Genomic DNA, 13,327 nt, shown 5'->3' with positions numbered 1-13,327 from the left:
TTGATCCTCCGTTGATTTGTGTCTGGCCGCCTTAGTACATCTGCCCGGGTAAAGTAAACCGTTTGGCCGGATTCCTTATGGCAATCACGTGGCAATGCGCGTACTTGGACACATTGGCGACCGTGCTGCCATGTTCAATCCGGTCCTGTTCCGATTTTCCGAGGGCTCCCATCACGATCACGTCGATATCGTTCTTTTTGGCGTAGCGGACGATCTCGATGTCCGGGGAACCCACTTTGACCACCATTGTGTAATTGCTGAACCCGCTCAAACGGGCGTCATACTCTTTCTTCAACGCTTCTATGGCCTTCTTTTTGACCTCTTCGTTGAAAAAAGACTCGTCGCCGGGCGAGCCTTCCGGTATATGCTCGTCGACCACGTGCCGCATATAGGAGTAGGAAGAATGCGGAATGTGCAGGATATGCAACCGTGCCCCATGTTTCTTTGCCAGATCCAGCGCATGGAGAAACGCGATGTTGGCGTCCTCCGAAAAATCAGTGCAAAAAAGGATGTTCTTGTATTCTATCATGGCAGACTCCTTCCTGAAGTTTTAACTTTCGTTTTTCCGAGCCTCCTCAGTGGCCCCTGCTCTCAAAGGCAGCTTGATGATGAACTTCGTGCCTTTTCCTTTTTCAGATTCAAATGTAATGGCGCCTCCATGTTCATCCACGATTTTCTTCGTAATCATCAAGCCGAGCCCGGTTCCCTGGCTTCCCTTTGTGCTGAAGAAATTCTGAAATACCCTGGCCTTTGTGTCGTCATCCATCCCGCATCCGTTGTCTTCGACCCGGTATTCCACAGCCCAGCCGTCGCTTTGACGTGAACGCAGAAGGACGGTGCGGGTCCCCGACGCGCAGTTGAAATCTATGCACGCGTCGATAGCGTTCGTGGTCAGGTCCAAAATGCAGGCCTGTATGGCCTCCGGATCGAACCACGCTTTGGGTAGCCGATCGTCCGACTCGAGTTGCAGCTCGACTCCATACTCCTGGGAGCGGGGCAACATCAGCTGGAGCACCTCTTTGAGCGGTGCGTTTGGATCGCACAGCTGGTAATCGGGTTCTCTTTGTTTGGCAAAGTTCAAGAGATCGAGCGCCATGCGCTTAATGCGTTCCACGTTGCCCCTGATCATTTGCCAGCCGTTGATCAGGTACTGCCGTTGGTTCAGCTCGATCCCCTTTTCCAACACAAAACCGCCGCCTGTCAGGCCTGAAGCGATGTTCTTGATGGTATGCGCCAATCCCGCCACCGTCTGCCCGACCGCCGCCAGTCTTTCCGCTTCCAGAAGCTGCTTTGTTTTTTCTTCAACGAGCCTTTCCAGGTTTTCCGTATATTCTCTTAGCTGTTTCCTTAAATAGATTCTCTCGTTGGCTCGTTTCAGAGCGATTTCGAGGGCTTCGTCATTAATCGGTTTCGTAATGAAATCGGTGGCGTCGAACTTCAGACTCTGAATGGCCAAGCCCATGTCGCCGTGTCCCGTGATCATGATCACTTCCGTATCGGGAGCGTCCTCTTTGACTCTACGGAGCAGCTGGATGCCATCCATACCCGGCATCTTGATGTCTGTGAGTACAATAGGAGGCTTGATCTCCCTGAAAAGATCGAGAGCCTCCTCGCCGCTCTTGGCCGAAAATACCTGGTACCCGCTGTCCTCGAGGGAAATGCTCAGGACCTTTCGAATCCCCTCTTCGTCGTCCACCAATAGAATTTTTCGAGCCATCAAGCCTCGCGCGCTTCGGGAAACCGGAGGATGAATATAGATCCCCTTCCGGGTGTGGATTTCGCGTCAATGCTGCCTTCATAGTCCTGAACAATGCCGTAGCTGATGGAAAGTCCCAGACCGGTGCCGGTTCCCACTTTCTTTGTGGTAAAAAAAGGCTCGAAGATCTTCTCCCTGATAGCTTCGGGAATGCCGGCCCCGGTGTCCTCGACCTCGATGACTACCGTGTCTTCGGTCGAGCGTGTTCGCAAAAAAATGGTTTTTATTTCTCCGCTGTGGTTTCCCGCCGCCCATTTTTCTTCAATCGCATCCCTGGCGTTGGTAAGGAGGTTTATGAACACCTGTTCCAACCGGTTGGAATCGGCCATTATACATGGAGAATCGGCTTGCAGTTATTGCTGGCGGTCTTCATCACGGTGAGCGGCTGATTCAACTCGTGGGCCATGCCAGTGGCCATTTCGCCTAACGTAGCCATTTTGCCAGCCTGTATGAGTTGTTGTTCCGCCATCAATCGTTTTGTGATGTCGCTGGATGTGACCAGGAAGACTTTCCGGCCCTTATAGTCGGATGGCGAAAGTCTCATGTTTACGAAAATGGTTCTTCCGTCTTTGGTATTGTGTTTGGCTTGAACGATGGCGCCCGTGGATTTCAACTCCGAAATGTACTGATCGCGATCGCCTCCGGAGAATAGATCCATAAATGAAGTACCAAGTATTTCATCTCTTGAATACCCGTAAACAGCCGCCACGCTATCGTTGCAGTCAATTATTTCAAGGTCATTCGAATCCAGGACAAATACCGGGCTCGGTATGGTGTTGAAAAATGTCCGGTATCTTTCTTCAGATCTTCTGGCTTCGTCCTGCAGCCATTTGATCTCCGTTACATCAAGGGACATCTCGAGGGCGGCGATCACCTCTCCCGTGGGGCCTTTGATCGGAGAGGTTCTCACCATCCAGTAGGATTTACTGCCGTCCTTCTTGACCCCCGTCTCTTCGCTGGTATGGGGTTGACCGTCTTCGAACGTGCTCATAACCGGACATACATCGCACCTTTCATTTCGGTTCTTGTATGCCTTATAGCAATAGTCGCCCATTTCGGGACTGAATTTCTCTTCGAATTCCCGGTTGTATCTCAGGAGCCTGAGGTTACGGTCCTGCACCGTTACGTAACAGGGTACCTGCTCGAACAGACTCTGATACACTTCTCTTTGCTTGTTCAGCTCCGTTTGCTTTTCGTGAATTCTTTTCCTCATCTTATTGGTGGCCAACGCTAGTTCTCCTATCTCGTCCTTCGGGGCAACATCCAACTCGTAGCTGAAATCCCCTTCCCCGATGTGGCGTGTACCCGTGATCAGGTTCTTGATGGGGCGATTGACGAATCGGAGGATGAATAGGGCTATGATACTCGATGCCCCTATGAAAGCGGCGAGGGCAAGCCCAATGATGCCTTTTTCATAGGCCAGGATTTCCGCATCCGTATCTTCCAAGGAAAAGACCACATCGAGGAGTCCCAATATTCTCTTGTCCTCAGGATGGAAATGGCAGGGTACGGCGGAACACCCGGTCTCATTATAGATCGGACTGAGAATACCCAACACTCTGTCGTTCGAAGGCGAACGGAAAATGCGCGTCCGTCGCATCAGTTCGACTTCATCCAGAGGCGGTTGAGTCTGATGGCAGACATTGCAAGCTTCGGCTTTGATATCGGTAGTCTGATTGACTTCCGCGCTCGTGTTGGAAAACTTGACCTCACCATCCTTGTTGTATATACGGATGTTCCGGATGCCCTCCTGCCGCGCGATGTTGTTGATGATCTGATTGATATCGGTCCTGGAGTTGAGCATCATCGCATAGTGCGTCCCCAGTTTGATCGTGTTGCCCAGTCGTTCCGCTTCCAAGGCCACACGGTGCAAGGCCTTCTTTTTCTGGTATTCGATGTTGAAATAGGCCCAAATACTTATAGTGATCAACAAGATCACACCCACCCAGAAAATCAAGCGAAAACTGAGGCTATGATGGATCTTAAAAGATCGACTCAATGGGTTCGCACCTTCGGCGGCCTTGTGGGAATGAACGGACAAAGCGGTTACATCGATTCAGGGGCGCGCTTTCTCCTCACGTCATTCAAGAAGGGCTCTTCAGTATCACTGAAACCCGGCTGAACCTGAGTTGAACTTTCGCAGTCATTGCCGTCATGCGTTCCGGCTGTGCGACAAATCCGGTAATAAGACGACGCCGGCCCCCTCGATGCCCGGCGGGGTCTATCCGACGTGGCCTATACCGGGCCGTCGTTCTCAGGGAACACAGGACGCTGAGATCAAACCTTCCGGCTCCGTCCAGGTTCTTCTATTCCTCCCCTGCTTCCCCTTCTTCTTTCGGAATCATGTGCTCCGGGATCTCCATGAGTTCCGAAATCGCTTCCTTGTAGTGAATCGCTTTGATGCCCAGATCATATTCTTTTGAAAGGTCCCTGATCTGATCGATACAGTTGTGGCAGGGAACGAATACAACCTTGGCGCCCGTCTCCTTGATCTGATCGGCTTTGACTTTTCCGCATTTCAGACGGTGCTTGCGCATTTCGCCGCCCATGGGCATGGCGCCGCCGCCGCCTCCGCAGCAGAAATTGTAGTTTCCCTGATTTCTCATGGGGCGGAAGTCTTCGGAGATCATGTCGGCCAGAGCCTGGTTCTTTGCCGCCAGGCCGCCGCTGCGCACCACGTTGCAAGGGTCTTGGACCGTGGTAGGCTCTTTGATTTTCTCCCTGAGCTTAATCCTGCCTTCCTTGATATAGTCGTGAAAAAGCTCGACCGAATGAATCACTTCTTGTTTCGGAGTGTATCCCAGCCAGGTAGGCGCTTCGAACCGAAGCGCTCGGTAGGCGTGGCCTCATTCGGTAACCCCGACTTGCTGCACCTCCAATTCATCCGCTCTTTTGAAGGTGTTCTCAACGATGGTGCGCGCCGTCTTCACATCACCGCAAAACATGGCGAGGTTCGTATCGTCCCAGCCGGGTTTGCTGGAATAGGTGTAGTCTTCTCCCGCCACATAGAAGATCTTCGCAGCCTCCATCATATCCTGAGGATAGAACATCGGCTCCCGTGCGTTGACGGTATACAGCATTTTGGCGCCCACTTTATCGATGGGGATTGTGAGGCCCACGAGCTCCTCCGCCGTTTCCTCCTCGCACCACTGGATGGTATCTACCCAATCTTCATCGGTAACGGCCATCTGGTTCCCGAACTGCCGGTAATTCTCGATGGCTTTGCGCAATCCTTCCGGAGCGATGTTCTGGTCGAACAGCATCGCCCTGAGGAGTGAAATCAGCAATGCAATGTCGATGCCGAAAGGACAGTAGTGAGTGCATCGTCGACACATGTTGCACTCGTGGTATACTGTGGAATACACTTTATCCAGGTACTCTTTATCTACTTTGCCTTTTTTCTTCAAAATATCTAATAAGAATCGTACCTTGTAAGAAGGAATCATCTTAGGATCTTTGTCGTTGGCGCGATAGAAATGACAGGTGTCGGCGCACATCCCGCAATGAGTACAAATCTTCAACCAGGTCTTGAAACGCGCCCCAATCCGGGTTTTCAAAAAGTCATTGACCTTCTGAGCATTGATTTCGTTCATACCTATGAATCTCCCATAAGGATTATTTTGAAACTGATAAAAGTGTTATTGGCCTAGACAGAATAACCTCTCCGCCCAAACTCGATACCCGTAGACGCCCTGGAAAAGAAAAAGAGTATGAAATGAGACAGCTTAGTGAAAGGGATCAGGATCAGCATGAGCTCTCCTGAAAGCATATGAATCAATTGCATATTCCCCGAAAGAAAAGCGACATGATCAAGCGTCCCATGCGTCAGAAAGTAACCGGTAGCATAGGGCAGCGCGGTTACAACAAGCAGGAAATAATCGGAAAAGGTTGAAATCAGTCGAATGTCGGGGGAAATGAGTCGTCTCAGCAAGAAGAAAACGGCGATGGCCAGAAAAATCAGGGTCATCCAGTCGGCGAGGGAATCGGGTATCGGCGTCCAATACCATTCGAATCGGGACTCCTCCCAAAGCATGATGTGACCCGCCAGCCAGATGGGCACCACGATCAGACATATGTGGAAAATGTACCCAAGAATCGTAAAAATCGGATTCTTGCCGACGGTTCTATTTATGGGAAGCAGCCACTTGAAAAACGTCGCAAGCACGTATTTCAGGCTGAAATGTTCATAAATGATCTTATCCTTTTTCCGAGAAAGGGAAAAAAACAAGACAGCCTGAATCAGACTGCCGATAATGAACGTCAAAATGGCGATCCATAATAAAGGACCTTCGACAAAGGAATAAAACGACATGGTCTTATCCATCTCCTTTCATAAAAAGCCTAATGAAGCGTCCCGCGAACATTCGGGCGCCGACCTCCCCTTTTCGAGTCAGGAACGTAAAATTAAAATTTAACCATCGGGTTCCTGTTCCGCAAGCAAATCCGGTTCTCCTTTAGCAACGCCTGTGCCCAAAGAGGGTAGGGAAATAAAAAAACAATGTCAAGTGGTTATGGCCGTCAGAGGGGGTGGGGAGGGTGTCGGATGGGGGGACAGAGACAGCCCGCAGAGAATAAAAAGTGTCTAACCCATTAAATGTACAGGTAGAATTTCGCCGTGGGTAAAAAGGTAGCAGCCGTTACGTAATTACCCATCTCATCGGCCGCCTCATGCAAATGTACCCTCACACAGAACCGGGGATCGGGAATTCCAAATTTCGGACAACTCCAAGGACAAAAAAAGAAGGGCCCCAAGGCCGACCCCAACCAGGTCGGGAAGCCTTGAGGCATAAGGGGGATGGAGTGAGAAGTGATGCTCTCTTGTTTATTTTATCGGCAATATCGAAAACTACTTGAGAAAAAAATCGACTCGGAAAACGTATTTCGAGCGGTTAAGTATCCTTGATCATCGAAGGAAGGAAGATTCGTTCACCCTAACCCCGTTATGAGGAGTCCGGGTCGGATCATTCACCGCTTGATCGGCCCACGGAATACCGGATGGCGCCTTTACCCCGTATATGCTAATCTGATCAAATGCGAAGCAATCTGAGTACCGGCAACAACGCGATCCGAGGCGCTGCATTCGGTTCCGCGCTGCTGTGTGTTTGCCTTTCAGTAGCGTGTTCCTTCGGATTGGGTTTCGCTCTGACGAGTGAAAACAACCGGGCTTTGTTCGAACGACAAGCCATCGTTGAACAGCTGAACCTTCTGTCCGTACCCGGGGCCGCACTGGGTGATGAATTGAGGTCGGTTGCTTCGGCGGCGTATGCCGCGCTCTTTTATGCATTCAGCCTGGGCTTGGGTCTCCCCGTTTTGTTCCTCCCCTGGCTGTATTTTTTTCGGGGACCCGGAACGCGCAGGGCGGTGAAGTGGTTGCTGTTGCTTTTCATAATGACGGCATTAGGCTGTTCCCTGAATCGACATGAAGTTGCATTCCGCGAATCCGCTTTTGTGTTGGGTACGGGCTGCTGGCTCTATATCTGGCTATTCCGGAGCGGCTCGAATACCATCCCTGAATTGAAGGAAATCCTCCGCCGTTTGCCCGGATTCACGGGAGCCGTCCTGTTGCCGGCCTTGATCGCTCTGAACTCGGGAATCCACGACTTCAAATCCGTCCGGGACGCATTACTTCTAAGTAATGACTGGGGTCGCCCGGCGAACGATTTCTATTATCGGTACACCCTCATGGCGGCCGAACCGATCAAGCATCCCGCGCGGAAGACCCAGCCGCTGTGCTTGGCGCCAAGGGCGCAGTTCGAAGAGCAGGAATGGCGGCAACTGGAACGGGTTCTGAATCGCAACGGAGTCATTCTGGTCGGTGGTTCGTTGGAGGATTCCGAGGCTGATTGGGACTGGATTCTGAAAAAGGAACATCCGTACTTGGTAGTGAGCGAACCCGGCGCCGGCAGAGAAGAGCGGATAGAAATGAGCCGAATCTCTTTCCTGCCGGAATTGCTGGTTCATGAGGAATGGAATGCTTCAAAGGCCGGGCTTTGTTTCTGGATAGGGCTGAGTCTCTTCGTCGGCATACCCGGCGCCATGATCGGAGGAGCCGCTTGGGTATTGACGCGGCTTGTCCGTGGATTGGGCCGATTGGTAGGGAGGCCGAGTTCCCTTGTGGGGGAGGCGGTTCTACCGATAGGCGCAGTTCTGTTGATCGGGTTTCACCTGCTGTTTCCGTTTCCAGCGGACGCCGAAACGCTGACCCGATTGGCGCTGTGCGAACATGGGTGGGCTCAAGTGCGGGCCGTCCGGTTGCTGGGAGAAGCGATGGGATCGGGTTTCCGGGATCCGGGAGTGCTGCTTCGACTTCTGAATGACCCCGACATACGCGTTCGTTACTGGGCCGCCCGGATGGTGCGGGGAAACGAGGGTAAGCCCGTGATGAACCGTTTGATCGACAATCTGGAACTTTCGTGCGTTCATGTGGCGGGCGCCAGTGCGCGCGGTCTGGAGCGGTTTCATTCATCCGAAGCCGTGAGGGCCCTCAGACGGACGTATCGGACCAGAACGGATTGGTATGTGCGGGACGTTGTCTATCGCGCTCTCCGATCCAACGGCAGGACGCATCTTAGCGAGAGTGGATGATCTGGAATGGCCGAACAACCGGAATCGCGGGAAGAGAACGGACCTCGTATACCAGTGGCGCTGACCGTTTTTGTAGTGTTGGCGGCCCTTGAGTGGATATGGGGAAGATGGGTGGCCCTGCTGTTTCCTCCAAGCATAAACGGGATCCTGTCGGTGACTGCGTCGGCGCGTTTGCTGGACGGGCTTTTGCTCGTGGCGATGGCTCGGAGTCCCTATCTCAAGTGGAGGCAAATAGGCTTTCAGAAAGAGACTTGGAAAAGGGGCGTCCGTCTGGGAGTCGCCTGGAGCTTGGTTTTGGGAGGTGCCGCAGCGACGGCTCTGGTGGTTATTCACCTCGCCTGTGGGAGACTCCCAAGACTGTTTCCGGCGGACAGCGTCTGGTTCAGGCTCCCGTGGCCGGGAATGGGCTACCTATTGGTGGCCGTCATGCTGAGCCCCTTCGTGGAAGAGCTGGTGTTCCGCGGATTGTTGTACGGGGCCCTTCGAAAAAGGTTTTCCGTTTGGGTCGTCGTGATCCTGACGGCCACTTTGTTCGCCGCCGTGCATGGGATAAGCCCTGCCCGAATCGTGCCCGCGGTATTCGGAGGAGCATTGTGCGCCCTTTCTTTTGAGCACTCGCGAAGCCTCTGGACTCCTATCGTTATTCATGTCTCGGGGAATGGGTTCCTCTGGGGTTACGGACTCTGGTGGGCGCACATCCTGAAATGAGAACCTTTCTCCCGGTGATATTTTTTTGAGGGACGGGAAACCCCGGCGTAGAATCGGTCATTGCTTTTCAGTTTGTTAGAGAATAAAATAAAAAGACTCGCCAGATATGCTGGCATTATTAAGGGTCTAAGGAGCACTTAATGGCAAAAGAGTTTTTTCCGAACCTACGTGAGGAGAAGATCCTTTCCAGATTGGATTCGTCCAAAGACCATGGTCGGGAAAGACTACTCCAACAAATCCGATCTCAGGTCGAGGACTTGAGCAATCGATTGGCCCAAAGACTGCTCGATACAGGTCTGGTGGCAACCTCGAACCGACGTGAGCTTGTAAGACAGTTAGAACTATGCCTTCGCCAAATGGTATCCGCCGAGGATTTTGAGATCGAATACCAGACGGCGCCGTTCCGAACCGTGGTTCCGGTTCCCAATTTTGTGAGTCTTTATCTAACCGCGTTCATAGTGGAAAAATTGATCGACCACCAATCGGTGGAAGAGATCTACGGCACGGATGAGGAGATTTATAAGGCGGTGGATTCCGTAGTTACGCGGGTGGGCGAAGCTTCGTGACGTTTAGTGGTGATTCGAGAGGTCTGGGGCTGACGGGCGCGGAACAGGGTATTTGAGGCTTGGAGTTGTATCCATGCCGCAGCTGACCGGCAAGTGGAGAGGAAACGTATACACCGTTTGCAGGGCCGCCATCGGCGTTCTTGTTTTCCTGGCCTACTCGATTTCTGTTCTATGCGCCGAACCCATCGGGGTCCGGTGGAAACAACTTCTTCCCGGGCTTTTCTTCGACCATATCTACGATCCGAAATACTGCCGCAAAGGCAGTCGCTATACGGCCGCGCTATTGATTGATCCCTCTCGGTACAAGTTCGAGGCATTTCACTTCACCCAATCGAAAGAGCAGGCTTTGTTGGACGCAGGACAGTGGAGAGAATACCTGGATGCTCTCGTGGTGTTCAACGCAGGCCAATACTACGATGACCTGAAGCACATGGGATTGCTGGTCAAAGATGGAAAGAACTATGGCACGCCTTTCAACAGAAGATGGAAGGGCTTGTTTGTCCAGACCGGGGAGTCCGAAGGCCTTTCCGTTGCCCGGATTTTAGACCTCCAATTCCTGCAAGGAGACCCATCCGGCGGGTCCTATTCATTTGCCGTCCAATCCTACATGTTGTTGGACCACTTGGGGAATGTGCGAATAAGGGAAAGCGAACGCATAGCGAACCGGACGGCTTTAGCCTCACTGAAGGATGGGCGGATCGTCGTGCTGTGTACAGAGGGAGGATATACGCTGCACGACTTCACCGGTTTCATCGCCGATTTGGATCTGGACCTTCACAACGCCATGGGGCTGGATGGCGGACATCAGGCCCAATTGGTCGTGAAAACGCCGGAATTTCTCTACGAGACTTACGGAAGCTGGTCATCCGGAGCACCGGTGAAAAACGTATCCATACCCATCCAGCTTCGGATTCCCGCAGTTATCGCCATATTTCCAAAAGAAGGTTGAGACGCTCTCGTTTAAGCGATCCGGACTCTAATGTTGTATCGTGAACAGCGTGGAGATGGAATCGTCTTTGTGAATTCCGATGATCGCCTGAGCAAACACCCCGGCCACGCTGAGCACTTGGATTTTGGCGCATTTGACGGCTTCCTCGCTCAACGGTATGGTATCGCTCGTATAGATTTTTTCGATGACCGAATCATTGATTCGTTGAATGGCCGGTCCGCTCAGGACGGGATGCGTGCAGAACGCCAGGATCTTCTGAGCTCCGTTCTCCACCAGGCCTTGGGCTCCGGCGCACAGCGTGCCCGCCGTGTCCACCATATCGTCCAGTATAATGCAGATGTTTCCGTCCACGTTACCGACAATATGCATGACTTCGGCTTTGTTGGGTTCAGGCCTCCGTTTGTCGATCATCGCAATCTTGGTATTGAGGATCTTGCCGTAGGCCCGGGCCCGTAACATTCCACCGGCGTCGGGAGAGACGACCACAATTTTCTTACCCATGAATTCTTCACGCATAAAGGGGAAAAACACCTGGGAGGCGTACAAGTTGTCCACTGGAATATTGAAAAAACCCTGAATCTGCCCGGCGTGCAGATCCATGGTGACCACTCGTTCGGCGCCCGCGGCGCTGATGAGATCCGCTACCAGTTTTGCGCTGATAGGGACTCTCGGAGCGTTCTTGCGATCCTGCCGGGCATAGCCGTAGTAGGGAATCATGGCTGTGATCCGGCCGGCCGAGGCGCGTTTTAAAGCATCGATCATCAGAAGCAGTTCCATCAGGTTGTCGTTGACCGGATTGCACGAGGATTGGATCACGAACACATCCCTTCCTCGCACGTTCTCCTGAATCTCGACAAACAGCTCGCCGTCGCTGAATCTGGTAAGTTTGGCTTTCCCGAGCGGCACACGCACGGTTTCGCAGATGCGGCCGGCCAGGCCCGGGTTGCTGCCTCCGGCAAATACCTTCAACTCTCCTCTGGAATTTCCCATATCTTCTCCCGAAAAGCGGGGTCGCCTTTCAGCGATCCCCCCGAATCCATCATTGACTATTCCCAGTGGCGGCTCACTAGGGGGGGTGTTATGTAACAATTCGGTCGGAAAAGATCAAGAGACCTGAGGAAAGAAAACCAGGAAGCTGGATACGTGCGGTGGGGATCTGCTGTATATATCTCCTATATGCGGGAATATTTATGAAATCTTGCGCTTTTGCTATAGAACATTTGGAATATCAGTGCGTTAAGCGAAAAACAGCGCCGCTCTTGAAACCGCAGCCCTTGAAACGCGCAATTTTGTCTTTTTGACGTGCTTTTTCGCTTTCAGGGATCCTGTCATTGGTTCAAGGCTGCGATGTCCGGGTTCGAGTTGAACATGCAGAACCGCGCCGCGTCCGGAGCCTTCGCAGGGACTCCTGCGTCCCAAGGGCAAGCAAACCAGGCCTCTTTACCATACCGTTCTAAGAGCCTGCCACGGCTAAATTGCAGAGCTTTACGCCTTTGGGGCCGTGATAGGCTTCCCTTTGAACTGTTTCCGACGAAAAGGTCGCCCGTCGGAACGCGTTTTCCATAACGCCGCTCACGGATCCGCCTTTGACCGGCTTCACGCCGGAGTCCGTAAGCCAATATCCGAGTCTGATTTCGCCGGAGAACGCCCCTGATACGGGGTCCGGATCGAAAGTGGAAAAACGGACACAATGGAGGACGGGTTTCGGATTGAATAACGAATCGAAAGGGGTTGCACCCGGCTCGATCACCACGTTTGCAAAAGCTCCGCTGGGTTCGAGGCGCAAGTATTGGGCATAACGCTTTTCCACCGGACGTTGGCATAAAAGACCGTTTTCGATCACCTTGACAGGACGCATCGAAAGACCGTTGTCGTCAAAAGGAAGTGATTTCAGCCCTCCAGGCAGGGCCGGGTCGCTGGTCAATGTGATTCGGTCTCCCGCCACTTCCGAGACCACCGGCTCGCCGTTCTTAAACCTGGACCAACCATGGTAAGCGGCCGGACCGCCCGATTGGGCCACAAAATAATTGAAAAGGCTGTCCAGGCTTTCGTGAGAAAAGACAACGTCAAACTCTCCGGTAGGAGGTTCTTCAGCGGACAGGGTATCGCGAGCGAAACGGGCGTTCCGCGCCACCATGGAATCAGGATCCAGATCCTGCAGCCTCCGGACTTTCCTGCAGCCATGGCTTTCCGATTCATGTCCCAAGCCGTCTTTCGCCAGACACACGAAGTCAACGAACAGCTCCGTCTCCGAATAACCCGCCTCGATTCCAAGGGAGTTGCGGAAAGTCCTGCGCTTCTCCTCAATCCACACTTCGGACGAGCTCAGCACAACCTGTTCTTGCCGGCTCTTGACCTCGAGCCGTTTTCGCACCGTGGCGATGTGGTGGAAGGGATTGGCCGCCATTGTCGGATCATGAGTCTCGACCTCGGAATAGTGTTGGCCCGGCCCCGGCAAATCGAAAGGCTCGTTTTTCACCAGTGCGGCCATTTCAATGGATCGGCGGACCCGGGACCGAAATTCGTCCAATGGGTTCAACACGAGGGAAGATTCTCCCAACACTCTTTTCCCATCCAATACCCTCTCTGCATACAAGCGGAGGAGAAGCCGGTCGGAATTCAATTCGCGGACACACTCGACCTCATCCATTATTCGAAATTCCTGAAAAGCGGACGAGCTTACAACCAGTGCTTCCCAGGCGGTGAGTGGTTTCACCTGGGATAGAAACACAAAAATTTCGTCAAGTCCGGGAAATCCCATAC

The 13,327-nt window shown here is 52.7% G+C and carries 11 protein-coding genes and 1 pseudogene; 4 read left to right on the top strand and 8 right to left on the bottom strand.

All coding sequences use genetic code 11. The features are described from left to right. Nucleotides 1–31: 31 nt before the first annotated feature. The 6 genes and pseudogenes from HY788_20470 to HY788_20445 form a co-directional block, all read right to left on the bottom strand. On the bottom strand, nucleotides 32–529 hold the full coding sequence (locus HY788_20470; protein ID MBI4776518.1) for a universal stress protein: 498 nt from the start codon (nucleotides 527–529) through the stop codon (nucleotides 32–34). 21 nt (nucleotides 530–550) lie between these two features. After that, complete coding sequence (locus HY788_20465; protein ID MBI4776517.1) at nucleotides 551–1,717, bottom strand: response regulator; 1,167 nt, start codon at nucleotides 1,715–1,717, stop codon at nucleotides 551–553. Then, nucleotides 1,717–3,755 (bottom strand): annotated as a pseudogene (locus HY788_20460) (PAS domain S-box protein). Before HY788_20460 ends, HY788_20465 begins: the two are co-directional and overlap by 1 nt. Before the next feature lie 307 nt (nucleotides 3,756–4,062). Beyond that, a complete protein-coding gene (locus tag HY788_20455) occupies nucleotides 4,063–4,536 on the bottom strand; it encodes a (Fe-S)-binding protein (protein ID MBI4776516.1) in 474 nt (157 codons plus the stop codon). 66 nt (nucleotides 4,537–4,602) lie between these two features. Beyond that, nucleotides 4,603–5,349, bottom strand: coding sequence for a (Fe-S)-binding protein (locus HY788_20450; protein MBI4776515.1), 747 nt, complete (start codon nucleotides 5,347–5,349; stop codon nucleotides 4,603–4,605). 53 nt (nucleotides 5,350–5,402) lie between these two features. Then, entirely contained in the window at nucleotides 5,403–6,068 is a 666-nt protein-coding gene (locus HY788_20445; protein MBI4776514.1) for a nitrate reductase, read from the bottom strand. 719 nt (nucleotides 6,069–6,787) lie between these two features. Here HY788_20445 and HY788_20440 point away from each other — a divergent pair. The 4 genes from HY788_20440 (at nucleotide 6,788) to HY788_20425 (ending at nucleotide 10,564) form a co-directional block, all read left to right on the top strand. Next, nucleotides 6,788–8,341 (top strand): HEAT repeat domain-containing protein, encoded by a 1,554-nt coding sequence (locus tag HY788_20440; GenBank protein ID MBI4776513.1) that lies wholly within the window; start codon nucleotides 6,788–6,790, stop codon nucleotides 8,339–8,341. A 6-nt stretch (nucleotides 8,342–8,347) separates the two neighbouring features. Beyond that, nucleotides 8,348–9,049: a CPBP family intramembrane metalloprotease gene (locus HY788_20435; GenBank protein MBI4776512.1), complete on the top strand. Its 702-nt coding sequence runs from the start codon at nucleotides 8,348–8,350 to the stop codon at nucleotides 9,047–9,049. 140 nt (nucleotides 9,050–9,189) lie between these two features. Continuing rightward, on the top strand, nucleotides 9,190–9,615 hold the full coding sequence (locus tag HY788_20430; protein ID MBI4776511.1) for a hypothetical protein: 426 nt from the start codon (nucleotides 9,190–9,192) through the stop codon (nucleotides 9,613–9,615). A gap of 73 nt (nucleotides 9,616–9,688) precedes the next feature. Next, nucleotides 9,689–10,564, top strand: coding sequence for a phosphodiester glycosidase family protein (locus HY788_20425; GenBank protein MBI4776510.1), 876 nt, complete (start codon nucleotides 9,689–9,691; stop codon nucleotides 10,562–10,564). Nucleotides 10,565–10,591: 27 nt separating this feature from the next. Here HY788_20425 and HY788_20420 read toward each other — a convergent pair whose 3' ends face one another. Continuing rightward, nucleotides 10,592–11,554 carry a ribose-phosphate pyrophosphokinase gene (locus tag HY788_20420; GenBank protein ID MBI4776509.1) on the bottom strand — a complete coding sequence of 321 codons (963 nt, stop codon included), beginning with the start codon at nucleotides 11,552–11,554 and terminating at the stop codon, nucleotides 10,592–10,594. 463 nt (nucleotides 11,555–12,017) lie between these two features. Next, nucleotides 12,018–13,325, bottom strand: coding sequence for a hypothetical protein (locus tag HY788_20415; GenBank protein MBI4776508.1), 1,308 nt, complete (start codon nucleotides 13,323–13,325; stop codon nucleotides 12,018–12,020). Nucleotides 13,326–13,327 lie beyond the last annotated feature (2 nt).

The organism is Deltaproteobacteria bacterium (assembly GCA_016208165.1).
Classification (GTDB): Bacteria; Desulfobacterota; Desulfarculia; order JACQYL01; family JACQYL01; genus JACQYL01.
Note: the sequence above shows the minus strand (reverse complement) of the source record. Positions and strands in the feature narration are given on the sequence as shown.